The sequence below is a fragment of the Deinococcus phoenicis genome, assembly GCF_000599865.1.
In the GTDB taxonomy this organism is placed as follows: domain Bacteria; phylum Deinococcota; class Deinococci; order Deinococcales; family Deinococcaceae; genus Deinococcus; species Deinococcus phoenicis.
The window spans coordinates 13003-37320 of sequence record NZ_JHAC01000004.1; the positions used below are offsets into that span (position 1 = coordinate 13003).

The 24318-nt window shown below is 70.6% G+C and carries 27 protein-coding genes and 3 tRNA genes; 12 read left to right on the top strand and 18 right to left on the bottom strand.

What is annotated here, in order from left to right; translation table 11 throughout:
- The first annotated feature begins 42 nt into the window (after positions 1-42).
- On the top strand, positions 43-1284 hold the full coding sequence (locus DEIPH_RS00935) for a cytochrome P450 (protein ID WP_034352391.1): 1242 nt from the start codon (positions 43-45) through the stop codon (positions 1282-1284).
- 16 nt (positions 1285-1300) lie between these two features.
- On the opposite strand, the gene DEIPH_RS00940 is transcribed toward DEIPH_RS00935, so the two are convergent.
- The 6 genes from DEIPH_RS00940 to DEIPH_RS00965 all read right to left on the bottom strand — a co-directional run bounded on the left by DEIPH_RS00940 (position 1301) and on the right by DEIPH_RS00965 (position 5772).
- Complete coding sequence (locus DEIPH_RS00940) at positions 1301-1903, bottom strand: response regulator transcription factor (RefSeq protein WP_034352394.1); 603 nt, start codon at positions 1901-1903, stop codon at positions 1301-1303.
- Positions 1900-3072 carry a sensor histidine kinase gene (locus DEIPH_RS00945; RefSeq protein ID WP_051517050.1) on the bottom strand — a complete coding sequence of 391 codons (1173 nt, stop codon included), beginning with the start codon at positions 3070-3072 and terminating at the stop codon, positions 1900-1902. The genes DEIPH_RS00940 and DEIPH_RS00945 overlap by 4 nt, the downstream gene beginning before the upstream one ends.
- Before the next feature lie 24 nt (positions 3073-3096).
- A complete protein-coding gene (locus DEIPH_RS00950) occupies positions 3097-3897 on the bottom strand; it encodes an ABC transporter permease (protein WP_034352397.1) in 801 nt (266 codons plus the stop codon).
- Between the two features lie 22 nt (positions 3898-3919).
- Positions 3920-4453, bottom strand: a complete 534-nt coding sequence (locus tag DEIPH_RS00955; RefSeq protein ID WP_034352401.1) for a hypothetical protein — start codon at positions 4451-4453, stop codon at positions 3920-3922.
- Positions 4450-5358 (bottom strand): ABC transporter ATP-binding protein, encoded by a 909-nt coding sequence (locus DEIPH_RS00960; protein WP_034352404.1) that lies wholly within the window; start codon positions 5356-5358, stop codon positions 4450-4452. Before DEIPH_RS00960 ends, DEIPH_RS00955 begins: the two co-directional genes overlap by 4 nt.
- A gap of 171 nt (positions 5359-5529) precedes the next feature.
- Positions 5530-5772 carry a hypothetical protein gene (locus DEIPH_RS00965; RefSeq protein WP_034352407.1) on the bottom strand — a complete coding sequence of 81 codons (243 nt, stop codon included), beginning with the start codon at positions 5770-5772 and terminating at the stop codon, positions 5530-5532.
- A 113-nt stretch (positions 5773-5885) separates the two neighbouring features.
- Between DEIPH_RS00965 and DEIPH_RS00970 the strand changes: the two genes are divergently transcribed.
- The 4 genes from DEIPH_RS00970 (at position 5886) to DEIPH_RS00985 (ending at position 7501) form a co-directional block, all read left to right on the top strand.
- Positions 5886-6488, top strand: a complete 603-nt coding sequence (locus tag DEIPH_RS00970) for a hypothetical protein (RefSeq protein ID WP_034352410.1) — start codon at positions 5886-5888, stop codon at positions 6486-6488.
- 5 nt (positions 6489-6493) lie between these two features.
- The gene (locus tag DEIPH_RS00975) at positions 6494-7255 is read left to right on the top strand and encodes a metallophosphoesterase (RefSeq protein ID WP_034352413.1); all 762 of its coding nucleotides are present in this window, start codon (positions 6494-6496) and stop codon (positions 7253-7255) included.
- Between the two features lie 91 nt (positions 7256-7346).
- A tRNA-Asp gene (locus tag DEIPH_RS00980) sits at positions 7347-7422 on the top strand.
- Positions 7423-7425: 3 nt separating this feature from the next.
- Positions 7426-7501, top strand: a tRNA-Phe gene (locus tag DEIPH_RS00985).
- 414 nt (positions 7502-7915) lie between these two features.
- On the opposite strand, the gene DEIPH_RS00990 is transcribed toward DEIPH_RS00985, so the two are convergent.
- From DEIPH_RS00990 to DEIPH_RS01000, 3 genes are all read right to left on the bottom strand, one after another.
- Positions 7916-7990 (bottom strand) — tRNA-Thr (locus tag DEIPH_RS00990).
- Positions 7991-8147: 157 nt separating this feature from the next.
- Positions 8148-8642: a DUF4385 domain-containing protein gene (locus tag DEIPH_RS00995; protein WP_034352416.1), complete on the bottom strand. Its 495-nt coding sequence runs from the start codon at positions 8640-8642 to the stop codon at positions 8148-8150.
- Between the two features lie 79 nt (positions 8643-8721).
- Positions 8722-9399 (bottom strand): Dps family protein, encoded by a 678-nt coding sequence (locus DEIPH_RS01000; protein WP_034352419.1) that lies wholly within the window; start codon positions 9397-9399, stop codon positions 8722-8724.
- A 100-nt stretch (positions 9400-9499) separates the two neighbouring features.
- Here DEIPH_RS01000 and DEIPH_RS20055 point away from each other — a divergent pair, with 100 nt between their 5' ends.
- Positions 9500-9958: a DUF6328 family protein gene (locus DEIPH_RS20055; RefSeq protein WP_034352422.1), complete on the top strand. Its 459-nt coding sequence runs from the start codon at positions 9500-9502 to the stop codon at positions 9956-9958.
- A 176-nt stretch (positions 9959-10134) separates the two neighbouring features.
- Here the strand turns inward: DEIPH_RS20055 and DEIPH_RS01010 are convergent, their stop codons facing one another.
- On the bottom strand, positions 10135-11049 hold the full coding sequence (locus DEIPH_RS01010) for an MBL fold metallo-hydrolase (RefSeq protein ID WP_034352425.1): 915 nt from the start codon (positions 11047-11049) through the stop codon (positions 10135-10137).
- A 67-nt stretch (positions 11050-11116) separates the two neighbouring features.
- Here DEIPH_RS01010 and DEIPH_RS01015 point away from each other — a divergent pair, with 67 nt between their 5' ends.
- The 3 genes from DEIPH_RS01015 (at position 11117) to DEIPH_RS01025 (ending at position 15296) form a co-directional block, all read left to right on the top strand.
- On the top strand, positions 11117-13327 hold the full coding sequence (locus DEIPH_RS01015; protein ID WP_034352428.1) for an APC family permease: 2211 nt from the start codon (positions 11117-11119) through the stop codon (positions 13325-13327).
- A gap of 353 nt (positions 13328-13680) precedes the next feature.
- The gene (locus tag DEIPH_RS01020; protein ID WP_051517051.1) at positions 13681-14895 is read left to right on the top strand and encodes an MFS transporter; all 1215 of its coding nucleotides are present in this window, start codon (positions 13681-13683) and stop codon (positions 14893-14895) included.
- A gap of 8 nt (positions 14896-14903) precedes the next feature.
- Positions 14904-15296: a hypothetical protein gene (locus DEIPH_RS01025; protein ID WP_034352431.1), complete on the top strand. Its 393-nt coding sequence runs from the start codon at positions 14904-14906 to the stop codon at positions 15294-15296.
- A 19-nt stretch (positions 15297-15315) separates the two neighbouring features.
- Here DEIPH_RS01025 and DEIPH_RS01030 read toward each other — a convergent pair whose 3' ends face one another.
- Together DEIPH_RS01030 and rocF are read right to left on the bottom strand one after the other, a co-directional pair.
- Complete coding sequence (locus DEIPH_RS01030; RefSeq protein ID WP_034352434.1) at positions 15316-16671, bottom strand: S41 family peptidase; 1356 nt, start codon at positions 16669-16671, stop codon at positions 15316-15318.
- A 100-nt stretch (positions 16672-16771) separates the two neighbouring features.
- Complete coding sequence (gene rocF, locus DEIPH_RS01035) at positions 16772-17671, bottom strand: arginase (RefSeq protein ID WP_034352437.1); 900 nt, start codon at positions 17669-17671, stop codon at positions 16772-16774.
- Positions 17672-17884: 213 nt separating this feature from the next.
- On the opposite strand from rocF, the gene DEIPH_RS01040 reads away from it, so the two are divergent.
- Both DEIPH_RS01040 and DEIPH_RS01045 read left to right on the top strand, forming a co-directional pair.
- Positions 17885-18481 (top strand): metallophosphoesterase family protein, encoded by a 597-nt coding sequence (locus DEIPH_RS01040; protein WP_034352441.1) that lies wholly within the window; start codon positions 17885-17887, stop codon positions 18479-18481.
- Positions 18482-18900: 419 nt separating this feature from the next.
- Positions 18901-19317, top strand: a complete 417-nt coding sequence (locus DEIPH_RS01045; RefSeq protein WP_034352445.1) for a pyrophosphohydrolase domain-containing protein — start codon at positions 18901-18903, stop codon at positions 19315-19317.
- A gap of 55 nt (positions 19318-19372) precedes the next feature.
- On the opposite strand, the gene DEIPH_RS01050 is transcribed toward DEIPH_RS01045, so the two are convergent.
- From DEIPH_RS01050 to DEIPH_RS01075, 6 genes are all read right to left on the bottom strand, one after another.
- Positions 19373-19915 (bottom strand): single-stranded DNA-binding protein, encoded by a 543-nt coding sequence (locus DEIPH_RS01050; RefSeq protein ID WP_034352450.1) that lies wholly within the window; start codon positions 19913-19915, stop codon positions 19373-19375.
- Between the two features lie 54 nt (positions 19916-19969).
- Positions 19970-20467 carry a MarR family winged helix-turn-helix transcriptional regulator gene (locus tag DEIPH_RS01055; protein ID WP_034352453.1) on the bottom strand — a complete coding sequence of 166 codons (498 nt, stop codon included), beginning with the start codon at positions 20465-20467 and terminating at the stop codon, positions 19970-19972.
- Between the two features lie 10 nt (positions 20468-20477).
- Complete coding sequence (locus tag DEIPH_RS01060) at positions 20478-20966, bottom strand: DMT family transporter (protein WP_034352456.1); 489 nt, start codon at positions 20964-20966, stop codon at positions 20478-20480.
- Positions 20963-21427 carry a DMT family transporter gene (locus DEIPH_RS01065; protein WP_034352459.1) on the bottom strand — a complete coding sequence of 155 codons (465 nt, stop codon included), beginning with the start codon at positions 21425-21427 and terminating at the stop codon, positions 20963-20965. Before DEIPH_RS01065 ends, DEIPH_RS01060 begins: the two co-directional genes overlap by 4 nt.
- A gap of 65 nt (positions 21428-21492) precedes the next feature.
- Positions 21493-21858, bottom strand: coding sequence for a hydroxyphenylacetyl-CoA thioesterase PaaI (gene paaI / locus DEIPH_RS01070; protein ID WP_034352462.1), 366 nt, complete (start codon positions 21856-21858; stop codon positions 21493-21495).
- A gap of 55 nt (positions 21859-21913) precedes the next feature.
- The gene (locus DEIPH_RS01075) at positions 21914-22741 is read right to left on the bottom strand and encodes a MerR family transcriptional regulator (protein ID WP_034352465.1); all 828 of its coding nucleotides are present in this window, start codon (positions 22739-22741) and stop codon (positions 21914-21916) included.
- Positions 22742-22869: 128 nt separating this feature from the next.
- Here DEIPH_RS01075 and DEIPH_RS01080 point away from each other — a divergent pair, with 128 nt between their 5' ends.
- Positions 22870-23943, top strand: a complete 1074-nt coding sequence (locus tag DEIPH_RS01080) for a M42 family metallopeptidase (protein ID WP_051517053.1) — start codon at positions 22870-22872, stop codon at positions 23941-23943.
- The last annotated feature ends 375 nt before the right edge of the window (positions 23944-24318 follow it).

Sequence of the window (24318 nt, forward strand, 5' to 3'; positions counted from 1 at the left end):
GGGGCAGGGTAGCAGGCCCGCGCCCCGGGAGTAGGCTGGAGCATGACCGCGACCGCCGCTGACGCCGCCGCGCTGCTGCAAGGGTACTGGCAGGGCGCGCACCTGGCCGACCCGCCCGCGTATCTGGACCGGATGCGCGCCGTTTCCCCCGTGCTGTACGCCCCCGGCGCGGGCTTCGCCCTGCTGAGCGGGCACGCGGAGGTCGCTGCGGCCCTGAAAAGTCCCCACGTCCGGACGGGCAAGTACGACGGTGATCCCGCCTTCCAGGCCACCGCCAGTCACGCGCTGATGTCCCCGATGATGCTGTTTCACGACGGCCCCTCGCACACCCGGCTGCGTTCGCTGGCGCAGCGGGCGTTCACGCCGCGTGTGCTGGAGGAAAGCCGCGAGTTCATCACCGGGCTGACCGATGAGCTGCTGGACGGGGCGGCCCGGCAGGCCCGCGCGGGCGGGGGAGAGGTGGACGCCGTGCGCGCCCTGGCCGTGCCGCTCCCCGTGTCGGTCATCGTGCAGATGCTGGGCCTCCAAGGGACCGACGCCGACCGCTTCAAGACCTGGGCGGGCAGTGTGGCCGATCTGCTGGGCGGCCTCAACGTCACCCTCGAACGCTGGGCACAGGTGGAGGCCGACGCCGCCGCCATGCGCGCCTACTTCCGCACCCTGGCCGACGACCTGCGCGCGCACCCCCAGCCGGGCCTGCTCTCGGCCCTGGCCGCCGCGGAGGCCAGCCCCGAGGAAGGGGGCGGACGGCTCAGCGGCGAGGAACTGCTCGCCAACGCCGTGCTGTTGCTGGTCGCCGGGCACGAGACCACCAGCAACCTGATTTCCGGCAGCCTGCACGCGCTGCACGAGTGGCCGCAGGAGCGCGTCTGGCTGGCGGCGGACCCCGAACACCGCGCCGCGAACGCGGTCGAGGAACTGCTGCGCTTCGTGTCGCCCGTGCAGGGGACCGGGCGCTTCACCACCACGCCCCTGACGCTGGGCGGGGTGGAGCTGCCCGCCGGGCTGCACCTGGGCCTCAGCCTGGCCGGGGCGAACCGCGACCCACGCGTGTATGACGACCCGCACCGCCTGAACCTGGCCCGCGAGAACGCCCGCACCCACCTGAGTTTCGCGGCGGGGGCGCATTACTGCCTGGGCGCGAGCCTCGCGCGGATGGAGGCGGCGATTTTCCTGACGCGCTTCCTGGGCCGGTTTCCAGAGTACGGCGTCCCCGAGCAGTCCCTCGCCTACCTGCCGAACTTCACGTTGCGGGGGCTGCGGGAGTTGCGGGTGCGGCTGTAGCGGCCTACCGCTCCCCCTACAGCCACCCCCGCTCCCGCGCCTGCCGCGCCGCCTCTACCCGGCCCCGCGCCCCCAGTTTCCCGATGGCCTCCGACAGGTAATTCCGCACGGTGCCCTCCGAGAGCTTCAGGGCGCGGGCGATGTCGGCGGTCGAGGCCCCCGTCTCGGCCTCGCGCAGCACCTGCCGCTCGCGGTCGGTCAGAGGGCTGCGGTCCCCCCACGCCTCCGCCGCGAGGCCCGCGTCTACCGCGCGGCCCCCGGCCTGGACCCGGCGGATGGCGTCCGCGAGGTCGGCGGCGGGGGCGTCCTTGAGGAGGTAGCCGCGCGCCCCCACGTCCAGCGCGCGGCGCAGATACCCGGCGCGGGCGAAGGTCGTCACGATCACTACCCGGACCTCCGGGCACGTCTCCCGCAGGCGCTCGGCCAGGTCCAGCCCACTCAGGCGCGGCATCTCGATATCGGTCACCAGCACGTCGGGGCGCAGGTCGCCGGCCAGCCGCAGGGCCGAGGCGCCGTCCGCCGCCGTGCCCACCACCTCCAGGTCATCTTCCAGCGACAGCAGCGCCGCGAGCGCCCCCAGCACCAGCGTCTGGTCCTCGGCCAGCAGGACGCGGATCATTCGGGCCTCCCGCCCGCCACCGGCCTGACCGGCAACGTTCCGCCGGGGGGGGCGGCGGGCAGGGGGCGGGGGCCTCTCAGGCTCTCTGTGTCGGGGAAACTGGCCACCAGCCTCGTTCCCCGCGTCCCGTCCCGCGTGAACTCGCCGCCCAGGGCACGCACCCGCTCACGCATGGAGGTCAGGCCGGTGCCTTCCGGAGCCTCCCCGCCCACGCCGTCGTCCGAGATGTCCAGGCGGTAGCCGCCGCCCTCCTGGGTGATCGCCACCCGGCACTCCTTGGCGCGGGCGTGGCGGACCACGTTGGTCACGGCCTCGCGCAGCAGCAGGCCCATGCTGTGTTCCACCGCCGGGGGTAGGGGGCCGGGCTGGCCGCCGTAGTCCAGGCGCACGCCCGCCGCGTCCAGCGCCACTTTCGCGCGGGCGAGTTCCGAGCGCAGGCCGCTGCCCCGGTAGCCGCTGACTGCCGCCCGGACCTCCGAGAGGGCGTCGCGGCTGATGCGCTCCACCTCGCGGATTTCCTGTGCGGCGCGGGCCGGGTCGCGCCCCGCCAGTTTGCTGGCCAGTTCGCTTTTCAGCACGATGACGCTGAGGGTATGCCCCAGCAGGTCGTGCAGGTCGCGCGCGATGCGTTCGCGTTCGGCGTCGGCGGCCAGCAGCTCCTTTTCGGCCTGCACCTGCGCGAGGCGGCGACTGGTGACGCGCTGGCGGTAGCTGGCGTGGTTGGCATAGGCAGCGACCAGCGTGAAGATCATGTTCGGCACCAGCCAGCCCAGGTCACCCCCCTGATACTGCCCCGTCCAGAAGGGCAGGGCCATGACGGCACTGTTCAGGAGGGCCAGCCAGAGCGCCAGGGAAATGCGGGGCTGCACGCCGACCAGGCTGCCGCCGTAGACCAGAAAGGTGCCCGCCGTCCCGCCGATCAGCGGATACAGCACCAGGTAGGCCAGCAGCGTGTATGCCCACCCCGGCAAGGCCCAGCGTTCCGGGTCCGGCCGCAGGAAGACCCGCCAGTACAGTCCCAGAAAGCCCGCCAGCACGCCCCAGAACAGCGCCCCCTGCGCGGCGGTGCGCGCCTCCCCGAAAAAGGCCATGAGCGGAAAGGCCAGGAACACCAGCCACAACAGCGGGAACACGTCCCAGACGGTGATACGTGGTCTGAACCCCTTCATGCGCGTCCTCCTGCCTGCGGCGGCCTACTGCCCGCGTGCCTCGTCGCGGCGGTAGGCCCAGGCCGCCACCAGGCCGAAGACCAGCGTATACCCGGCCAGCCAGACCCAGTGGACGGCGTCCCCGCGCGCCTGCCCGCTCACGGCGTTCCAGCCCAACTGCGCGAGGTGGTAGCTGGGCAGGAACGGCGCGAGCGCCTGCATGAACTTCGGCAACTGGTCCAGCGGCACGAACAGCCCCGACCCGAAGGACACGATCACGCTGAGAATGTTCGCCAGGACGCTGGCGCTGGCCGGACTGGCGAGAAAGCCGATGCACAGGCCCAGCGCGATCAGCGGGATCATGCCCAGCAGCAGCTTGAGGCCGGTCAGCAGCCCCGTACCCGCAGGAAACGTCACGCCGCCCGCAAGGTGCGCGAACAGGGACAGCAGCGACAGGCTCAGGGCGCTGAACAGCAGCGCGGCGATGATCTTCGCGGCCAGGTACAGCGGCGCGGGCAGCGGGGAGGCGCGCAGCAGCCGCAGCCAGCCGCCCATGCGCTCGGTCGCCACCGCCGCCCCGAACGAGAACATCGCCACCGACAGCAGCGAGTAGGTGCCGAAACTGACCAGGATGTACTGGCCGGCATTCGCCCCGGACTCCGTCGTCTGATGGACGGCGGGCAGCCCGAACAGCGCGAAGAACATGATGGGAAAGCCCAGCGTGCCGATGGCGAACATCGGGTTGCGAACCAGTCGGCGCAGTTCGGCCAGCACGAGTCCGGCCAGCAGGGGCGGCACGGGAGCGCGGCGGGTCGGGGCGGCAGCGGTCGGGGTCAGGGTGGTCATGGGGGAACCTCCTCGGGGGACTTCAGACGAGTCGGGGCTTGCGGGCCGCGCGCAGCACCAGCCAGGAATAAGCCGTCTGATACGCCACGAACACCAGAAAGAGGCCGGTGGTCAGCGGACTGCCGCCCGCGAAGCCGGCGGGGTCGAACCCCGGCGCCCCCTGCACCTGGCCGGTCAGGAAGGGCCACAGCCGCCACAGCAGCCGCAGCACGAACAGCAGGAACACGCCGCCGCCGATCCAGGCATTGGGGACATAGCGCGTGGCGGACCCGTCCGCGCCGTACTCGAAGCGGGTGTGGTGCGCCGACCAGAGGGCCAGCCCTGCGCCGCTCACCGCACCCAGCAGCGCCGCGCCGTAACCCGCCAGCGTGTGCGGCGCAAGCAGCACCAGCCCCGCGAGGACCAGCAGGATGACCGGGCGGCGGCTCAGGCGGAGGCGGCCCCGCCCGTCCAGTGCCTGGGGCGTGGCGAACCGCTGGAAGCGGCGCAGCAGCGTCAGCCCCATGAAGGTCAGGCCCAGCAGGGACGGCACCAGCGCCGGATGCGCGGCCGTCATGCGGACACCGCCGCCGGGGAAGCCTGGGCCGTCAGGCTCAGGAAGGCGTCTTCCAGGCTGGCCCGCGTGACCTCCAGCTCGCGGAAGGGCGTGCCGGACTGCACCAGCGCCGCGACCAGGGCCTCGGGCGTGCGGGTGGTCAGGGCCGCGTGCCCCCGCTCGTCCACCCCGGCGGCCTCCACGCCCGGCAGGTGCCGCAGTTCGGCCAGCACGAGGTCCGACGTGAAGCGCACGCGGGAGGTGGCGACGCGCGCCCGCAGGCTCTCCGGCGTCCCGTCGGCCAGGAGGTGGCCCGCGTTCATCACGATCACGCGGTCGGCGGTCCGTTCGGCTTCTTCCAGATAGTGGGTGGTGAGCAGGATGGTCCTGCCCGCAGCCTTCATGCGCTCTGCCGCCGCCCAGAACGCCTGACGGCTCCCGGCGTCCATGCCGGTCGTCGGCTCGTCCAGGTACAGCACCGCCGGATTTCCCACCACCGCCAGCGCAAAGGCCAGCCGCCGCGCCTGCCCGCCCGAGAGCGCCCCCGCCCGGCGACCCGCGAGCGGCAGCAGGTCGGCCAGCGCCAGTGCCTCTGTCACCGGGAGCGGTGCGGGGTACATGCGCGCAAACAGCGTGACGGCCTCGCGCACCGTCAGCGCCCCCGGCAGCGCGCTCTCCTGGGGCATCGCGCCCACCTGTGTCCGCGTGCGTGCCTCGCGCGGGTCGCCCCCCAGCACACGCACGGTCCCCGCCGTCGGCTGCAAGAGGCCCAGCATCAGCCCGATGGCGGTCGTCTTGCCCGCGCCGTTCGGCCCCAGCAGCGCGGTGAGTTCCCCGGCCCGGATGGTCAGGTTCAGGTCGTGGAGGGCCTGAACCCGACCAAACGTCTTGCCCACCCCCCGCAGTTCAATGGCCGTTCCGTTCATGCCCCCAGCGTGCGCCCCGGTGCGCCTCTTCCCCAGTGGGGGCTGTCAGGTGGGCGGGATGACAACTGTCAGGTGAGGCAGGCGAAAAGGAGGCCGGTCCAACCGGGGCAGGTGCTGGAAGGGCAAGGGTCCTGACCGCTGGTCGCCACTGAAGCTCGCGGCTGGCCCGCTTCAGCCCTGGCCGTGGGCGGCCTTCACCCCCGCATCGTCGGCCCCCAGTTCAAGGCCGTGGTTCTGGGCCGCCGCCTGCTGTCTGGCTGCCGCAGTCTCGAAGCTGGTCTGGGCGATGCGGGCGGCGGCATTGCGCACATGTGCCCCGTCCTGGATGGGCAGGGGGCGACCGCCCTGCCGGTCGATGGACGCGAACGGCTGGTCTGTCAGCCGCTCCCGCTGCCTGTCGGTCCGTTCGCTCACGGTTCTTCCAGGCGGCCGGGTGGGGCTGAGGCGCGGGGTCCGGTTGGGTCAAGAAAGCCTCAGCGTGTGGGCCGCGTACCGGTGGCGGCCCGGCCCGGTAGACTCGGGGCTATATGGCCGACCCTGACCGCATTCGTGAGGCCCTGCGTGCCAGCCTGACCGCCTGGGCGGTGGCCGAGGTGCGCGGCGACCAGGCCCGCGTGACCCTGTCGCCCGCCCCGGAGGCGCTCGCCCTGCATCTGGAGCGCGTGGACCCGGGGTGGTCGCTGACCTGGGCCTGCGACAGCGTGGCGCCGCCCGTCGTGCGTGCCCGCCTGGACGTCCTGGGGGCGACCCGCGAAGGTGTGGGGACGGGCCACACCTTGCAGGACGCCAAGCTGCGCGCCCTGGCCGACGCCGCCCGCTTCTTCGGCGTACCGGCGCCCGAGGCGCGTTGGGTGGAGTACGACCCGGAAGACGGCCCCAACACCGCCGAATTGGACGCCGAGGCCGAGGGGGTGGCCGCGCCCGCTGTCCGCCCCACGCCCCTGCCCCCCGAGCCGCCCCGCGACCCCCAGATGGACAAGGCCCGCCGCCATATCGAGGACCTCCTGGAGCAGCTCAAGGCCGCCGGAAAGGGCGGTGAGGCCACCCGGGTGCTGCTGCGCGGCTACGGCGAGACGGTGGAGGAAAGCCGCGCGATCTACAAGGAACTCCAGGCGATTTTGAAAGGCTAGGGCGCGTGCAGAAGTTCATCGCGGTGGGTGACGTTCATGCCGACTGGGCCGGACTGTGGTCGGCCTTGCGGGCGGCGAGCTGTGCGGACGCCGACTTCCGCCCCACGCCGCCCGTGCAGGCGGGGCTGTACCAGGTGATTCTGATCGGTGACCTGGTCCACCCGAAAAACGAGCGGGATTACGCCCGACTGGCCGGCCTGGACCGCTTCGACCCACGCAGCCGTGACCACCTCTTTCTCGCCGCGCGCGAGCAGGTGAGGCACCTGGAGCGGCTGCGCGCCTACCAGGCCGCTGCCCCCCACGCCGTTCATATTCTGCTGGGCAACCACGACGACGCGGTGCTCGATCCCCGGTACGTGCTGGGCACCAGCGGCGGCCTGGTTCATGTGGAGTTCGACCCCGCGCATGGGGGCGTGCATCTGCCCGAGCATCTGCGCGTCTGGATGCACGGCTTTCCGCGTGAGCTGCGGGTCGGCACCGTGCAGTTCGCCCACGTTTCCCCGCTGCCCGCCCACACGTACTATGACGACCTGTTCTATGCCGACCCCAGTGCCAAACGCTGGTTCCGCGACACCCCCGACTACGTGCAGATGGCGGGCCTGAGTTTTGGTGTCTACGGCCATACCCAGCTTGAGGGCGGCATCCTGCTCGACGAGGAGGCGGGTCTCGCCATGATCGACGCCCTGCATGACCGTGAGTATCTGGAATTGCTCCTCGACCCCACACGGCCGAACCCGGTTCTGAGTGCGCGCGCCGTCCCGTTCTGACCTGGGGTCTCAAGTGTGGCCAGGTTGACAAGGCGCAGGGACGCGGCTATCCTTAACCCCGCTGCTTTTTGTGGCGACATTGTACCAGTGGGGTCCGGTAGTGTAGCGGTTAGCATAACTGCCTGTCACGCAGTAGGTCGCGGGTTCAAATCCCGTCCGGACCGCCATTCGGCTAGGTAGCTCAGCTGGTAGAGCAAACGACTGAAAATCGTTGGGTCGCCGGTTCAAGTCCGGCCCTGGCCACCAAGAAGAACCCCGTCTCAGGCGGGGTTTTTTCTATGTTCCGGCGCAGACCCAACCATACCTTCGGGGCTGCATGGCCCATATGTACCGGCAGACTTTTCCACCTCGTTTTCCGTCTGCATTTCTTGAGAGGTGGAGCGCTGAATACAACTTCGGAAGGTATGCCGGAGGGGAGCCTTCCCCGCCGCGTTGCTGTTGAACACGGTTCAGAAGCCGTAGATCACCCAAAGCGTTCTTGAAGCCATGCACCCCGAATCACCGCCGCTCTTGTCCACGAACAACATCTTTGGACGGAAAGTCAGGGGAAAATTGATCCCACTGCGCCCCGTGCGGCCCAGTCCCAGCAGGGCGTTGAACACTACCCGTAACGGCAGGTATAAAAAAAGCCCTCCCGAACGAACTGGAGGACTTTTCTTCTGGAGCCAGAGGTCGGATTTGAACCGACGACCTACTGATTACGAATCAGTTGCTCTACCCCTGAGCTACACTGGCGGGTTTTGCGGGCAGTTGCGCGGCGAAGAGAACTCGCCCGGACGAAAATACTGCACGCACAAGGGTAGACGATGAACCGGGGCTTGTCAAACCCTCTGGACCGAAAAGAGGCTTTTCTCTCAGGGGCGTCGCGGGCCGGCGAGGGGGTCGCCGCTTTCTACCCATACCGGGCCTGGTGTTCTTTCTTCAGCCGGGCGTAGCGCTCGTCGGCTTCCGCCTCGTCCCATTTCGCCTTGAAGATGCGGGCGGATTCGGCCTTGACGGGGTCCTCGGGGGTGCGGGGCAGCTCGGGCCGGCCATGGGCACCGCTCTGGCCCTTCTTGTCTGCGGGAACAGGTCCGGCATACTTCTTGCCGCCCTTGTGGTTGGCGTACCGCCGCGCGCGGGTAAACCCCATCTGGAGGAACTTGCGGGCCATGTCCGCCCCCACGAAGTCCCCGGCCCCGAGATAGGCGAGGAACATGCCGTAGATCGTCTCGCTGCTCGCCCGGGCGGCCTCCGGGGTGGCGAAGCGCCAGTGGGGCAGAAGCTCAGCCTTGTAGGGCTGCACGAGCAGCACCCCCTGTTCCCCCACACCCACCCGGTACAGCTCGGGGTGTGCGCGCAGGTCGAGGTGGGCGTAATCGAGGGTGTAGTCGAACCTGGGGGACATGGGGGCCTCTGGGAAAGAAGAGAGAGCAACGTGCAGAGGACCTTTCCGCTTCTGGCCCTCTGCACGCCGCTCTCCGGCCTCAGTTCATCCGGTCGTCGTCCATCATCGCATTCAGCATCCAGCGGATCTTGTCGATGGTGGCGGCGTAGCCGTTGTACATGTCGGCGGTGGCGGGGTCGTTGGCCTCGTCCACGGTCTGCGAGTCGTCGCGGTAGCCCTTGCCCACGCGGGTCAGGTCGTTTACCAGATCGGCGACCTGGGTGCGGGCGTCCCGGACCGTCTCGGTGGGCACCTGCACGATGCTGAAGCGGTCGATGTCGGCGGGCGCGGCGACGGGACTGCCGCCCAGGGCCACCAGCCGCTCGGCCTGCTCGTCGATGCTGGGGAAGATTTCCGCGATGAACTCGTCGTAGGCGAGGTGCAGGTCGCGGAAAAAGCGGCCCCGGATGTCCCAGTGGTACTTCTTGAACTTCAGGTACAGGCTGATGGTGGTGGCGAGGTTGCGTTGCAGCGTCTCACTGACGGTGCCGAACTCCTCCTCGGAGAGGTAGCCATGGTCCACCAGCTGGTTATTCACCGTGTCCAGGTGCGCGGCGTCGGCCTTGGCCTCGCCCTCGGCGGGCACGCCCTGGACCGTTTCCTGGTTCAGCTGCTCCTGGCTGGTCCAGTCCTGGGAGGTCTGGTCGTTGTCGGCCTTCTTGCGCGTCCCGCCCGTCTTGCCGCCAGTTTTGGGGGCTGCCTTGCTCTTCTGTGTCATGCGCCCAAGCTACGCCGCCCCCGGAAAGGTGCCCATACGGGGTTCCTTCACGCTTGGCCCAGAGTGGCGGGCGCAGCCGGGTGGGTATGCTGAGCCTCTCATGGCCGAGACGCCGGACACCGACAGACTGCCTTCCCTGCTGGGCGAGCTGCGGATTCTGCTTCAGGGCGCGCAGGTCCTCACGAGTTTCCTGATCATTCTGCCGTTCAATGCCAGTTTCGGGACGCTGGCGACCTCCGAACGCTGGGTGTATGCCGCGACGTTCCTCTGCTCGCTGGTCAGCCTGATCCTGCTCAGCGCCCCGGCCCTGCACCACTATCTGCGCCGCCCGCTGCGGCACCCCGAACAGTTCAAGGGGGTCACCACCACCCTGGTCCGGCTCGGTGCGGTCTTCATCTCGCTGGCGCTGGTGCTGGCGACCCGGCTGGTGGCGGCGCAGGTGCTGCCCGGCCCCTTCGGCTGGCTGGCTCCCGGCGTGATCGCCCTCCTGCTGCTCGGCGTCTGGTGGGCGTTGCCCCTGCGGCACGAACGCCGGACGTACGGTGGGCGCAAGTCCTGAGACGAACGCCGATGGAATCGTTGACGGAGTGATGCCATCCGAGCGGGAAGAGCAGCGTCCTCATGGGCGTCTGTTCGCGACGACGCGAGAAGGAGGAAAGACGGGTTCCGGGAGATGGATGGACTTCCGGCGCTGTCCCGGAAGGAAAGGAAGGGGACGGAATCCGTCTGAGAGTGTCAGGCGGACAGCGGCGAGGCGCGGAACAGCAGGCGGTTGTCCTCCACGGTCAGGCTCACGGCCCCCGCCTCCAGCAGCTCGGTCAGGTGGGCGCTTAGCACTGCGCGGTTCAGCACCACCGCCCCGGCATTCGCCATCTGCACCCCCAGGGCGCCGCACACCCGGGCGAGCAGGTCGTCGATGGGGGCCGCGCCCGCCCGCACCGCGTCCAGCACGGCCCGCGTCGTGCGGTCGTAGGCGGCCAGATTGACCGCGACCAGGCCGGCGAGGTCGTCCGCCGGGTCGCCGTGGCCGGGCAGCACCACACGCACCCCCTCCAGCGTCCCCAGCCGGGCGGCGGCCTCCTTCTGCTGGCGGGCATCGGCACAGAAGGTCAGCGGGTGCTTGGCCAGCGCGTCCGGGCCGAACAGGGCGTCGGCGGCGTACAGCACGTCTCCGGCGCGCACGGCGTACATCTGGGCCGCGTGGCCGGATACCTCCAGCAACTCCAGTTCCACGCCGCCGAGGCGCACGGGGCCAGTGTCCGGCAGGGGCCGGGCGGGGCTGGCCGGCGCGAGCAGGAATCTGGTCTGGAGGTCGCGGGGAGGCCGCGCCCCGAACAGCGACAGGGGTTCGAGGACGGGGTGGCGGATGATCGCGGCTTCCAGCGGGGGCGCGAAGACCTCCAGGTCCGGGAAGCGGTTCAGGATAAAGGCGTTTCCGCCGTGATGGTCGGCGTGGCTGTGGGTATTCAGGATGGCGGTGGGCCGCAGCCCCGCGCCCGCCAGCGCCCGCAGCAGTTTGCGCGCCTGGGCGTCGTCCAGACCGGTATCCACCAGCAGCGCGCCGCCGTGGCCGCCCTCCAGCACCACGCTGTTGACTGCGCCCGGCAGGAAGTGCACACCCGGCGCGAGGGTCAGGAGTTCAGGGGCCATGACAGACAGGGTAACCGGGCCGGGAAGGTAAAGGTGGGCGGGTGGGGGAGAGGAGTACGCTACGCCAATGCCCTCTTCGGAGCAGCCTCTTTCGCACCGCAACGCCTTCAGCCGCTGGTTTCTGGAAACCGAACCCCCCGCCAGCGACCACGAGGGTTTTTACGAGGGCGAGCAGGCGGCGCAGGCGCAGCAGCACAAGCACCCCTGGTGGCAGGTGATGTGCCTGACCGGCGTGGACTACTTTTCCAGCCTGGGCTACGCGCCGGGCATCGCCTTTCTGGCGGCGGGGGCGCTCTCGCCCATCGCCACGCTGGTGCTGGTGGCCGTGATGCTGTTCGGTGCCCTGCCGATGTACCGCCGGGTCGCCTTCGAGAGTCCCAACGGGGACGGCTCACTGAGCATGCTCGAACGGTTGTTGGCCTACTGGCCCAGCAAGCTACTGGTGCTGGCGCTGCTGGGCTTTGTCGCCACGGGCTTCGTGATCACGATCACCCTGTCGGCGGCGGACGCGGGGGCGCACCTGGTCGAGAATCCCTTTCTCAAGGACGCGCTGGCCGGCAAGCAGGTCGTCATCACGCTGGGGCTGCTGGCACTGCTGGGCGCGGTGTTCCTCAAGGGCTTCCAGGAGGCTATCGGGATCGCGGTGGCGCTGGTGGTGCTGTACCTGGGCCTGAACGTGGTCCTGATCGGGCGCGGGCTGGCCGAGGTCATCACCCATCCCGGCGTGGTGGGCGACTGGTGGACGGGTCTGCGGCACACCTATTTCTCGCCGCTGGCGCTGATCGGCGCGGCGCTGCTGGTGTTTCCCCGGCTGGCGCTGGGCATGAGCGGCTTCGAGACGGGCGTGCTGGTGATGCCGCTGGTGCGGGGCAACCCCGGCGACACCCCCGAGCGCCCGCTGGGCCGCATTCAGAATGCCCGCAAGCTGCTGACCACCGCCGCCCTGATCATGAGTACGCTGCTGCTCACCTCGTCGGTGGTGAGCACCACGCTGACGCCCGCCGCGGCCTTCTGGCCCGCCCTCACCTACACGCACGGCGTGAACCTGAACGACCTCGCGCGGGGCAGCGCGGCCGTGAACGTGCCGCTGGACGACCCGGACAGCCCCCGGCAGTTCTACACGCTGAAGCTGCCCGCCAGCACCGCGGCCGGGCCGCAGAGCTTCAATGTCCGGGCCCAGACGGCGGGCGGCCCGGTGCCCCTCGCGGTGACCGTCACGCCCACCTCGCCCGGCTCGGCCACGGTGACGGTGAACAAACCGGCGGGCGAGGCGAACGGGCGTGCGCTGGCCTACCTGGCGCACCGGCTGATGGGCGAGGGCTTCGGCACCCTCTACGACATCAGCACCATCCTGATCCTGTGGTTCGCGGGGGCCAGCGCCATGACGGGGCTGCTGAACATCGTGCCGCGCTTCCTGCCGCGCTACGGCATGGCCCCCGAGTGGACCCGCGCCACCCGGCCCCTGGTGGTGCTGTTCATCGGCATCTGTTTTCTGGTCACGCTGATTTTCCGCGCCAACGTGGACGCGCAGGGCGGGGCCTACGCGACCGGCGTGCTGGCGATGATGACCTCGGCGGCAGTGGCCGTCTTCCTGACCGAGCTGAAGCGGGGGCATAAGGCGGCGTCCCTCTTTTTCGGCGTCATCAGCGCCATTTTCATCTACGCCATCAGCGTCACGATGCTGGGGCAGCCCCAGGGCCTCTACATCGCCCTGATTTTCGTGGCGGCGATTCTGGTGATCAGCGTGGCCTCGCGCGTGAGCCGCTCGACCGAGCTGCGCGTGCAGCAGGTCAACTTCGACGAGGAGGCTACCCGCCTGCTGCGCGAGACGGCGGGGCGCGGCCTGCCCCTGCGCTTTATCGCCAACCGCCTGAACGCCGGCAATACCCGCGAGTACCGCTTCAAGGAACTGGAAGTGCGGCTGGACACCCACCTGCCCCAGGGTGAACCGGCCCTGTTTCTGGAAGTGGCCGTGACCGACCCCAGCAACTTCAGCGACACCGTGACCGTCACGGGGGCGCAGGTGGGGCGCTACGCCATCCTGCGCGCGCGGGGCAACAGCGTGCCCAACACGATTGCCGCCGTGCTGCTGCACATCCGCGACCGCACCGGCGTGCCGCCCCACGTCTACTTCGAGTGGAGCGAGAAAGGCCCCGCCGGCAACGCCCTGCGCTTCCTGCTGGCGGGCGAGGGCGATATCCCGCCCCTCACGCACGAGGTCCTGCGCCTGGCCGAACCCGAGCATGTCCGCCGCCCGGTGGTGCATGTGGGGGGATAGCAGAAGAAAACCCCCAGCGGGGGGTGGGAGAGCTTGACCAACGTGTGGCTCAGCTCTGCAAGAGCACCAATCTTTCAGTGACCCCTGCGTGCCTTCAACACGTGGGGTTGCTCCTTTTTGGAGCGGTGGTCACCCCTGGTGGGTGACCACGGGCAAGGTCATCCCTCTCTTTCTGGGATGCCCTGCCCGTTCACCCCCCCCCGACCTCCCCCCTTGAGGGCGAGGAGCAAAAAGAGATGCCTACATATCTCTGTGGTCGTCCACTGGCCTACCTGACCTGTCCAGCGGCGCGCCCCGCTGGACAGAGGGAGGCCAACGGCACCTGCCCCTCCCCCGGGTGTAGCCTCTCTCCCGTGTCCGTGCCTGCCGCTGCCCCTCCCTTCCGACTCTCGCCCGCGCAGCTGGGCCTGATCGCGGCGAACTTCCTGATGTGGGGCGGGTTTTTCGCGGTCATTCCGCTGGTGACGGTGCATTTCGTGGACGGGCGGGGGTGGGCGGCAGCCAGCGTGGGGCTGGTGCTGGGCCTGCGGCAACTGACGCAGCAGGGGCTGACCGTCTTCGGCGGGGCCTGGGCCGACCAGATCGGGCCGAAACCGCTGATTCTGGCCGGGTGCCTGATCCGCACGCTGGGCTTCATGTGGATGGGGTTCGCGGACACGCTGCCGGTCCTGCTGGCCGCGTCGGTGCTGGCGGGCATCGGCGGCGGCCTGTTCGATGCGCCCAAGAACGCGGCGATCACGGCGGTCACCCGGCCCGAATACCGGGCGCGGATGTTCAGCCTGACCAGCATTTCCGGCAACCTGGGCATGGTGACGGGGCCGCTGATCGGGGCCGCGCTGCTCGGCCTGGGCTTCCGCACGGCGGCGCTGGGGGCGGGCAGCGTGTACCTGCTGGCCTGCGCGCTGCTGGCCGCGACGTTGCCGCACCTGCGCCCCGAACGCGCGGTGGGCAGCGGCCTCTCGGGCCTGAAGATCGCCGCCCAGGACCGCCGCTTCCGCCGCTTCACGCTGGTGCTGGTGGGGTATTTCCTGCTCAGCACGCAGCTCAACGTGGTGGTGACCCTCAAGGCGGTGGCGCTGGCGGGGCCGGGGGCGACCGGGCCGCTGTACGGGCTGTCGGCGGGGCTGGCGGTGGTGCTGCAATACCCGCTGCTGAAGTTCGTGGAGGCGCGGGTGCGGACGCGGGTGGCCCTGGTCGCGGCGGTCCTGACGGTCGGCCTGAGCCTGGGCCTGATGGGCCTGGCGGTGACCTTTGGGCAACTGCTGGCCTGCGTGGCGCTGTACAGCCTGGGCACCATGCTGGTGTACCCCACCCAGCAGACGCTGACGGCGCGGCTGGCCCCGCCGGGCCTGACCGGCAGCTACTTCGGTTTCAGCGCCATCAGCCTGGGTCTGGGCGGCGCGGTCGGCAACGTGGTGGGCGGCCTGCTGCTCGATGCGGGCGAGCGGCTCGGCACGCCGCTGCTGCCCTGGCTCACGCTGATGGGCGTCGGGCTGCTCACCGCGCTCGGCCTGCGCTGGGCGCTGAAGGAGGTCCCCACGCGCGAGGAGGCCGAGCGGCAGGGGTAGACTTTCCTATGGCCTGGGTCAACGTCTTCATGCTGCTGCTGGTCGCGCTGCTGCTGGGCTGGGTGCCGGTGCTGGGGCCGCTGCTGCTGGGCGTTCTGGCGGGCCGGGCCGAAAAGGGGCCGCGGGCCGTGCTGGTGCTGTTGCCCGCCCTGGTCCTGCAAACCCTGGGGCTGCTGGGCGTGCGCTGGCTGGAAAACGCCGTGGAGGCGCGCGGTCTGGACGGCTGGCTCTGGACGGCGCTGGCGTGGCTGGGCAGTCCGCTCGCCGCCGCGCTGGGCCGGCCCCTGGGCAACGTGATCGGAGACAGCGACCTGACGGGCTTTCTGCTGCTGTTCACGCTGCCCGCCGTGCTGGGCCTGGTGCTGCGCTGGGTCACCGCCCGGCCCTCCCGGCGACTCTGAGGCGCGGGGCCGCGCGGCTTCAGGGTCGGGCGCGGTCCTGCGTGAGGGTCGGCGCGGTGGCGAGCGCCTGCACGCCCAGCGTCAGCAGAATGTCCTGTCCGCGCGTGAGCTGCCGGAGGTCTTCCTCGCTGGAGGCGTGCAGCCGGTCGGGGGTCACGTGGACCGGGTAGGGCTGGCCGCCCGGCTTGGTGTAGTGCAGGATCGTGAGCTGCACGGCGGCGTCCTCGCCCACCGGAAAGACCCGCGTGGCCGTGTTGCCCACGCCCGCCGTCGCCTCCCCAATCACGGGGCCGCGCCCGGCGTACTGGACCTCGTAGGCAAAGAACTCGCTGCACGAGGCGCTGCTCTGATCGACCAGCACCGCCAGCGGCCCCGTCCACAGTTGCGGGTTCCGCACAGCCCCGGCGTTGCGCCCGTTCTCCATGCGCACGCCCTGCCGGACCAGCGTGGACAGGTCCCCGTCGGCGGTGCGCGCCACCCGCGTGAAGGTGGGGACAAACGCGCTCACGGCGCTGTCGCAGTCGGCCAGACTGCCGCCCGGATTGCCCCGCAGGTCCACGATGATGCCCTGCACGCCGCGCTGCCTCGCCTCGCCCACCAGGTCGTGGATGCGCTGCGCGACGCTGCCGCTGGGCAGGAAGCTGGGAATCCGCAGCACCGCGACCGTGTTCTGCGGTCCGGTGAAACTCAGCCGGGGCAGGTCGAGGGTGCTGCTGTCGCGCGAGGACAGGTTGACCGTCAGCGGCTGCCCGGCCCGGTCCACGCCCAGGGTAATGCCGCGCCCCGCCAGCCGCGCGTCCCGCAGCGCGTCATACGTGTAGGGCTGGCCGTCCAGGGTCAGCAGCACGTCGCCGCGCGCCAGCCCCGCCTCCTCGGCGGCACTTTGCGGCACGACCTCCAGCACGACGCGGTTCTGGCCGTCGAGCTGCGCGAGCTTGACCCCGAACTGTTTGCGGTTGCCGCCGGTGGCGTTCGCCACGAAGTCCCGGAAGTCTTCCGGCGTCTCGAAGAAGCTGTGCTCATCGCCCAGCGCCGTGAGTTCGGCCTCCAGCACCGGGTAGGCCTTCTCGACCGGGCAGGTGACCGGCGTGGGCGCACAGACGGCGTTCAGCCGCCCCTGATACTCCCGCGACAGCGCCGCGCGGTCCACCGTGGACAGCCCGCCGTAGGCGTCCCGCAGCAGGAGATTCACCTGATCGAAGATGGCCTGCGCGGGCGACGCGGCCACGGCTGCCTGGGCCGACTCCACCGGCCCCGTGCCCTGGGCGAGTGCCCCGGAACCGCCCAGCCCTGCCGACCACAGGGCCGCGACGAAAAGAGACACACGGTGGGCCGACAGGCGGAAAGCCGGAGCGCGGCGCGGGGTGGCGTTCATGGGTCTTCTTATTCTGCTGGGAACAGATGGGAAATTGGTGGGCCAGAAAAGCCGTTTGGATCGCAATTTCAGGCCGGAAGGCGGGCCGCGCCTCCGCCCCTCAGAGGATGCGCTGGCCCAGCAGGCTGGCGGCCATGCCGACCATCACCTCGGCGGTCTGGTTGCGGGTGTCCAGCACCGGGTTCACCTCCACGATGTCCAGGCTGGTCACGCGGCCCGACTCGCTGAGCAGTTCCATCAGCAGGTGGCCCTCACGGTAGGTCAGGCCGCCGGGGACCGGGGTGCCCACGCCGGGCGCGACGGCGGGGTCGAGCGCGTCGGCGTCGAAGGACACGTGCAGCCGCTTCACGCCCGAGAGCCGCTCCAGCGTCTCCTCGGTGATGCGGGTGATGCCGAGCTGGTCCACCTCCTTCATGGTGTATGCCTGGATACCCGCCTCACGCAGCAGGTCGCGCTCGAAGGCGTCCACACTGCGGATGCCGATCATCACGATGTCCTCGGGGCGCAGCGTCCAGCCGCCGCCCAGGTCCGCGAGCCTGGGGTCGCCCAGACCGGTCAGGTGCGCCACGGGCATGCCGTGGATGTTCCCGCTGGGGCTGCTCTGGGGCGTGTTGTAGTCGGTGTGGGCGTCCACCCAGATCAGGCCGGTGCGCTCCCCCGGTCCCCCGCCGCGCAGCGCGTTCCCGGTCACGGTGCCCATGCTGACCGAGTGGTCTCCCCCCAGCGTGATGGGAAACACGTCCTCCGGCAGCGCCGCGAGCCGCTGGGCCGCGCTGCGGCAGGCTTCCAGAATCGGGTCCAGAAACACCAGCCCGGCGCTGGCGTGCTTGTCGAGCGTCTCGGGCAGCGCCACGTCCACGTCGCCGAGGTCCTGCACCGTATGCCCCAGGTTCCGCAGCGCGGCGGCCAGGTGGGCGTTTCGCAGGGCCGAGGGACCCATGTCCACGCCGCGCCGCCCCGCGCCCAGGTCCATCGGAATGCCCAGAATATTCACGTTCATAGGCCCCAGAGTAGGGCCGCAAAGGGGCTATGCCTCAGCCCTGCAAGAATATGATTCGTGTGGCGCGGGGAATGCGGCTGGCAGATATACAGGTGAATATTCATAAGGCCCCGGCCTCTCCCGTCCGGCGAACAGGCACTCTAGACTCTGCGGACGCTGCCGCCTGACCTGCCTGCCCCCACCGCTTCCGCCTCACCCCGCCCCCGGCGACTGCTGGTGGTGTCCGACCATGTCCATCCCTTCGTGTACCGCGCGGGCTTTCCGCAGGGGCTGCCCGCCGTGGACCTGGTGCTGGCGGCGGGCGACCTGCCCGGGTCCTACCTGGAATTCCTGGCGACGACCCTGCCCGTGCCGGTCGTGTATGTCCACGGCAACCACGCGAACGAGGCGGTCAGCGAGGGAGAGGAGCGCGTGCCGCCGCGCGGGGTGATCGCCGCGCATGGCCGGGTGGTCACGGCGGCCGGGCTGCGGATCGCGGGCTGGGGCGGCGTGCCCCGCTACCGCCCGGACGGTCCCGGACAGTACACCGGCGCGCAGGCCCGCTGGGGTCTGGGGCAGTTGGCGTGGCGGGCGCGGGGGGGCGTGGACATCCTGCTGACCCACGCGCCGCCCAGCGGACCGCACGCGGGCAGCGACTACGCGCACCGGGGCTGCGAGGCCATCCGCCGCTTCATGGTCCGCCGCCGCCCACGCCTGGTGGTCCACGGCCACATCCACGAGTACGAGGGCCGCAAGCCGGACTACACCGACCCCGCGAGCGGCGCGCGCGTCGTGAACGCCTACGGCTACCGCGTGATCGAGCTGGCGTGAGCTGGACCGGGCTGGGGGCCGCTCGGTCACCTCCTCCGCCACTTGTCTTAAGACTCCCTGGCCAGATGGCACACGAAGTTCTGACACGGGCGGGGCATACTCCACTCTGGCGCTGAGGACGCAGGGTTCACACGCCGGAGGGAGACGCCCACCTCTCATCAAACGGGCGCGCGAGCGGGCCGGAAGTAGGCCGCTGATGGGTTCGAGGCCCGTCACCCGCACCACCAGGGGAAGTCCACCGGGGCTTCCTCTTTTTCCTTGTGCCTCCCGGTTCTCCCGGGCCGGAGATAGAAAGAGGCGGTCCTGACCAGCGTCTTTTTGCCTGTGCAGGGCGGTTCAAGTTCGCCGGGCGGGATGGACTCGCTCGGGCTGCCGTTCTCCACCTGGCGTCGTTCGGAAAAGGGGCTTAGCATTGGGCGATGGCCGAGCCACCCTCCACCAACGCCGCCCGCGTGCGCGAGTTTCATCAGGCCTTTGATCTCACGGCCCCCGGACGGCCCACCGTGCCGGGGCCTGACCTCCTCGCGCTGCGCCGCACCCTAATCCGGGAGGAGGCGGGCGAGGTCGACGCGGAGTGTGTGGCCCTGGCGGCCCGCCTGGACGCGGGCGAGAACGTCCCCGCCGCCGACCTCGCCCCCCTGGCCCACGAACTCGCGGACCTGCTGTACGTGACCTACGGGGCGCTCACGGCCCTGGGCATCGACGCCGACGCCGTCTTGGCCGAGGTCCACCGCGCCAACATGGGCAAGCTCGGCGGCCCCAGACGCGCCGACGGCAAGCTGCTCAAGCCCGGGGGCTGGCAGCCTGCCGACGTGCGGGGGGTGCTGGGGGTGTAGGCCGTGGGGTGGAGGTTGTGGGAGAAGACCGCCTACAACCTCCACCCCAAGACCTTCAGAACGGCGTTTCCTCGTCCTGTGCCGGGGCGGGGGCGGGACGGGCGGCGGGCTGGGGCCGGGCCGCCGGACGGGTGGGGGCGCTCGCCTGCGCGGGGGCGCGGTTGCCGCCGGGCACCGCGAAGCGTTCCTGGCGCTTGCCGCCCCGGAAAATCGCCAGCGTCACGTATTCGAACTCGCCGTCGGCCTTCTCGCGCACGTGGTCGGGGTCGGTGTTCTTGGCGCCCCGGCTGTACTTGACGGCGGCGGGGAGCTTCATCTTGCGGCTGTCCACGGCTTCGAGTTCGCGGCGGCGGTAGGCGTGGCCCCGGTGAAGAATCATGTCCTCGCCTTCGGGGTTGGTCCACTTCCTGGCCCCGATCAGCGTCCAGTCGAAGTCGGCCTCGTTGTCGTGCGGAAACTGGTAGCCGCCCGTGGGAATCTCGCCGCTGGTCCAGCCCAGCCGCCCGTACTGACGCTGAATGTCGAGCAGCTTGTCGGCGCTCTCCACGTCCACCGTGACGCGCGCCCCCAGATCCGTGATGAATTCGATGTGTAGCATTCGTGTCTCCTTACGTAAATAACATAACACAAAGAGAGGGCGGCGGTCTGTGGTTCAGGTCGGCCCGGTCGGGGCGGGAAGGCGACCGAGGAGCGCCCGGAGGGTGGCCCGCTCGGGGGGGGTGAGGGTGCGCAGCAACGCTTCCTCGTGGGCGATATGGTCGGCCAGCAGGCTGTCCACGGCCACGCGGCCCTCGGGGGTCAGGGCGGCCCGGACGGTGCGGCGGTCGCGCGGGTCGGTACACCTGACCACCCAGCCCCGGCGTTCCAGGCCGTCCATGCGCTTGGTCATGGCCGGAGGCGTGATGGCCATGCACTGGGCGAGTTCCCCCAGGGTCAGCCCTTCCGGGGGCGAGGATCGGCGCAGGGTCGCCAGCACGTCAAATGCCGAGGGCGTCAGGTCATGCCGCGCAAAGAAGGTTTCCAGCGCCGTCTGAAGGGCCTGGCTGGCCCGCTGCACGGCAATCACCGTCAGCATCGGGTCCGGATTCACGTCGGGCCGTGCAGCGCGCCAGTCCCGTTCGATCTGCGCCAGCAGCGTGGGGGTATCCATCCTTCCCGTTTTACCCGGTTTGTCCATCCGGAAGGCCCGCCGCCGGACGGGCGGCCACCTTCTGCCGCTCCGAGGCCAGCAGGGCCACCGCGGCCGCCAGCAGGGCCGCGCTGATCAGCCCGCTCGCTGAGGGGAGCTGCCGCGTCTGCCCCAGCCAGCCCAGCGCCGGAATCACCAGGGCGCCCAGCAGCTGTCCCAGGGTCACGGCCACGGTGCTGACGCCGACGCCCAGCCGCGCCGCCCCCACCAGGCTGAGGGTCACGTAGGCCGCGCCCAGCAGTCCCCCGGTCAGCATCCAGCCAGGGGGCGGCTGGGTGGGCCGCGCACCGTCCAGCCCCAGCGTCCACAGTGCGGCCATCAGCACCCCCCCGACCAGAAAGTTCACCAGAGTCGCCGCGAGGGGACTGCTCAGAACGCCCGACAGCCGCACGCTGAAGGCCAGCCCGGCGGCCAGGCCGACCCCCGCCCCCAGCGTGCCCAGCAGCACCGCGAGGCTCACGCCGCCCCCCAGAGCCGCACCCCAAGCGCCGCGAGGACCAGGACCAGCGCCGTGGCCCGCGCCCGGTTCACGGGCCGCCGCTCCAGGCCCAGCACGCCCAGGTGGTCGAGCAGGATGGCCGTCACGACCTGGGCGGCGATCACCAGGGTGGTGGCCAGGGCCGCACCCAGCGCCCGCGTCAGCAGCACGCTGCCCACCACGTAGGCACTTCCGACCACACCGCCCAGCCAGACCCAGCGCGGCGCGTGCCGGGCGGCCGCCCAGTCGGGGCGGCTCCGGCTCAGCAGCAGCAGCAAGGCGAGACCGGCGGTTCCGGCGGCGTAGGACACGGCCGCCGTCAGCGTCACGGAATGCAGCTGACCTGCCAGGGCACCATTCACGGCAAACTGCACCGGCAACAGGCTTCCGGCCAGGATTGCCAGGAGCAGGGGAAGGACTGCTGGGGGAGAACGAACAGGCATAGAACCTCCTTGTTCACCAGTAAACAGTTTACTGGTAAAATAATCAAGGCTGACTGCTGCTGTCTCTACGGCTGATGCTCGCGCCGCGACACCGTCCCCAGGAACAGCGCCAGCACTTCCCCCTCCTCCCCGCGCCGCACTTCCACCCGGTACGTCGCCAGCGTGCGGCCCACCCGCTCGGGTGTGGCGACCGCGACCAGTTCGTCGCCTGCCCGCGCGGCGCGGAAGAAACTCAGGTGCGTTTCGGCCGCGACCGCCTGCGCCTCCAGATTGCTGATGACGGCGAACGCCTCGTCCGCCAGGCTGAACAGCAGGCCGCCGTGCGCGGTGCCGTGCATGTTCAGGCCGCCCCCATCGACGGTCAGGGCGACGCGTGTGCGCTGCGGCGAGGCTTCCAGCACGGTCATGCCCAGCAGTTCGGCGTAGCTCATGGCGGCAGCGTACAGCCCCCAGCCCAGGCCGGCCGGGGGCGGGAAGCGGAGAGCTTCAGCCGCGCGGCACGAACGGCCAGGCCACGTCGCCCGCCGGGTCGTTTCCGGCCAGGCCGGACCAGGGCACCGGGTACACCTCGCGGGGACCCAGGTTCGCCGGGGTGCCGTGCGCCTGGGCGTATTCGCCCGCAGCGTCATAGGCACGCAGAATGTCCGGGAACACGAACTGCGCCCGCGTCAGCGTCACGAAGGCCTCGTGGTGGGCCGGTTCCTCGCGCACCGCCACGCCCTCCGGCACCGTCAGGCTGCCGGTAAAGGGCACGCAGACCTCCACCGGGCCGTCGCTGTCGGCGTTGACCTCGCCGTGGTAGATCACGAAGGCCGCGCCCGCCGTCTGCTGGCCGGTCAGGGCGACCAGCCTGCCGCCCGCTTCCCCGATAAAGCCTTCCAGGTCGGCCACGTACAGCCGCCGGGTGAGGGTCGCCACCCGCTGGGCGGGCACGAACCTCGTCTGAACGTCGAAGGGGTCGGTCATGTTCGTCTCTCCTTGCAGCTTCTGGATGAGGTACTGCGCCACGCCGCGCCGCCGCCCGTGTTCCCGCTCGACCCGCGCCCAGAGCCGCGTGAGCTGCGCCGCCCGCGCCAGGGCCGGCGCGTCCAGTACCTCCCGCACTTCGGCCAGCGGCAGGCCCAGTTGCCGCAGCAGGCCGATCAGGTGCGCGGTACCCAGCTGGTCGGGCGAGTAGAAGCGGTAGCCGGTTGCCCCATCCACACGGGCGGGCGGGAGCAGGCCCAGGTCGTCGTAGAGCCGCAGCGCCTTGATGCTCAGGCGCGAGGCGCGCGAGAACGCGCCGATCGTCAGGGTTGCTTCCGTGTCCGCCACGCTGCCCTCCGGGGGTCCAGTCCTCCAGGTGGGGGCAGTCTGCGGCCCGCCCCAGGGGGAGAGTCAAGGGGCGCATTGGGCGTCGGCCCGCCGTGTGCCCCGGGGCAGGGGTGGCTATGATGCCCGGCATGACCGTCCCGCCTGTCCCGACCTCCGCCGCGCTTTCCACGGGCTTCGATCTGGCCTTCACCACCACGCTGCTGCTGCGCCTGCTGAACACGCCCAGCCCGACCGGCTTCACCGACGCCGCCGTGCGCCTGCTGGAAGGCGAGCTGGACGCGCTGGGGCTGAGCCACACCCGCAGCAAGAAGGGGGCGCTGACCTGGGAGGTCGCGGGGACGGCGGCCTCACCGCACACGACCTTCAGCGGCCATGTGGACACCCTTGGCGCGATGGTCAAGGAGATCAAGGAAAATGGGCGGCTGCGCCTCGCCATGCTGGGTGGCTACGACTGGGCCACCATCGAGGGCGCGTATGTGCAGGTTCACCCCCAGGCGGGCGGTGTCCTCACCGGGACGGTCGTGAACACGCACCAGAGCACCCACGTCCACGGCCCGGCCCTGCGCGACCTGAAGCGCGAGCAGGCCGTGATGGAAGTCCGCCTGGACGCCTCCACCACCAGCGACGCCGGGACGCGGGCGCTGGGGCTGGAGGTGGGCGATTTCGTGAGCTTCGAGCCGCGCGCGGTCCTGACGGACGCCGGCTACCTCAAGAGCCGCCACCTCGACAACAAGGCGGCGGTGGCGATTTTTCTGGGCGTGACCCGCGCGCTGCTGGGCCAGCCGCCCGTCCACACCGTCGCCTTTCACGTCACCACCTACGAGGAGGTCGGGCACGGGGCCGCGACCGGTATTCCAGCCCACACCGACGAACTGATCGCCGTGGACATGGCGGCGGTCGGGGAAGGCCAGACCAGCAGCGAGCATCACGTGACCCTCTGCGTGGCCGACAGCGGGGGGCCGTATGACCACGCGCTCGGCAACCGCCTGCGCGCGGCGGCGCGGCGGGCGGGCCTGGACCTGAAGGTGGACCTCTATCCCTACTACGCCAGCGACGGCACGGCGGCCTGGCGTGCGGGCGGCGATTACCCCGTCGCCCTGATCGGCCCCGGCGTGGACGCCAGCCACGCCTACGAGCGCACCCATCTGGACGCCCTCCGGGCCACCGCCGAGCTGATGCTGGCGCACGTGCGCCAGGGCTGAAGGGCTGAAAAGAAAGCTGAAAAGACAGCGGACGGCTGTCCGGCCTGGGTGGACCTTTCGCCCACGCGGCCCAGGGGCGGCGCGCTAGCATCTGTCCCGGCCCTCCCACCCGGGCGGGCCACCTCTTTCGGGGCGGGGTGAGACTCCCCACCGGCGGTGATCCGGTCCTGTGCCACGCAGCCCAGGCCGGTCAGCCCGCGAAGCCCGCGCAAACTGCTCAGCGCGCGAGGCCCGATCCCGGTGCGATTCCGGAGCCGACGGTAAGAGGGACGCGGGGAGGCGGCGACGCCCGCCCGGCCGCGTCCCGAAGTCCGGATGGAAGAAGGAGGCCGCTTTGCTCGCCACCCCGGCGGGCGGCGTCAACGTATGTCTGGA

Bases quoted from the DNA above. Each gene is read 5' to 3' on its own strand.
- DEIPH_RS00940 (WP_034352394.1), bottom strand. From the start codon at position 1,903: ATGATCCGCGTCCTGCTGGCCGAGGACCAGACGCTGGTGCTGGGGGCG.
- DEIPH_RS01050 (WP_034352450.1), bottom strand. From the start codon at position 19,915: ATGCTACACATCGAATTCATCACGGATCTGGGGGCGCGCGTCACGGTG.
- DEIPH_RS01065 (WP_034352459.1), bottom strand. From the start codon at position 21,427: ATGCCTGTTCGTTCTCCCCCAGCAGTCCTTCCCCTGCTCCTGGCAATC.
- DEIPH_RS01030 (WP_034352434.1), bottom strand. From the start codon at position 16,671: ATGAACGCCACCCCGCGCCGCGCTCCGGCTTTCCGCCTGTCGGCCCAC.
- DEIPH_RS01055 (WP_034352453.1), bottom strand. From the start codon at position 20,467: ATGGATACCCCCACGCTGCTGGCGCAGATCGAACGGGACTGGCGCGCT.
- paaI (WP_034352462.1), bottom strand. From the start codon at position 21,858: ATGAGCTACGCCGAACTGCTGGGCATGACCGTGCTGGAAGCCTCGCCG.
- DEIPH_RS01010 (WP_034352425.1), bottom strand. From the start codon at position 11,049: ATGGCCCCTGAACTCCTGACCCTCGCGCCGGGTGTGCACTTCCTGCCG.
- DEIPH_RS00960 (WP_034352404.1), bottom strand. From the start codon at position 5,358: ATGAACGGAACGGCCATTGAACTGCGGGGGGTGGGCAAGACGTTTGGT.
- DEIPH_RS01080 (WP_051517053.1), top strand. From the start codon at position 22,870: ATGACCGTCCCGCCTGTCCCGACCTCCGCCGCGCTTTCCACGGGCTTC.
- DEIPH_RS01045 (WP_034352445.1), top strand. From the start codon at position 18,901: ATGGCCGAGCCACCCTCCACCAACGCCGCCCGCGTGCGCGAGTTTCAT.
- DEIPH_RS01015 (WP_034352428.1), top strand. From the start codon at position 11,117: ATGCCCTCTTCGGAGCAGCCTCTTTCGCACCGCAACGCCTTCAGCCGC.
- DEIPH_RS20055 (WP_034352422.1), top strand. From the start codon at position 9,500: ATGGCCGAGACGCCGGACACCGACAGACTGCCTTCCCTGCTGGGCGAG.
- DEIPH_RS00935 (WP_034352391.1), top strand. From the start codon at position 43: ATGACCGCGACCGCCGCTGACGCCGCCGCGCTGCTGCAAGGGTACTGG.
- DEIPH_RS00945 (WP_051517050.1), bottom strand. From the start codon at position 3,072: ATGAAGGGGTTCAGACCACGTATCACCGTCTGGGACGTGTTCCCGCTG.
- DEIPH_RS00995 (WP_034352416.1), bottom strand. From the start codon at position 8,642: ATGTCCCCCAGGTTCGACTACACCCTCGATTACGCCCACCTCGACCTG.
- DEIPH_RS00955 (WP_034352401.1), bottom strand. From the start codon at position 4,453: ATGACGGCCGCGCATCCGGCGCTGGTGCCGTCCCTGCTGGGCCTGACC.
- DEIPH_RS01025 (WP_034352431.1), top strand. From the start codon at position 14,904: ATGGCCTGGGTCAACGTCTTCATGCTGCTGCTGGTCGCGCTGCTGCTG.
- DEIPH_RS00970 (WP_034352410.1), top strand. From the start codon at position 5,886: ATGGCCGACCCTGACCGCATTCGTGAGGCCCTGCGTGCCAGCCTGACC.
- DEIPH_RS01000 (WP_034352419.1), bottom strand. From the start codon at position 9,399: ATGACACAGAAGAGCAAGGCAGCCCCCAAAACTGGCGGCAAGACGGGC.
- rocF (WP_034352437.1), bottom strand. From the start codon at position 17,671: ATGAACGTGAATATTCTGGGCATTCCGATGGACCTGGGCGCGGGGCGG.
- DEIPH_RS00950 (WP_034352397.1), bottom strand. From the start codon at position 3,897: ATGACCACCCTGACCCCGACCGCTGCCGCCCCGACCCGCCGCGCTCCC.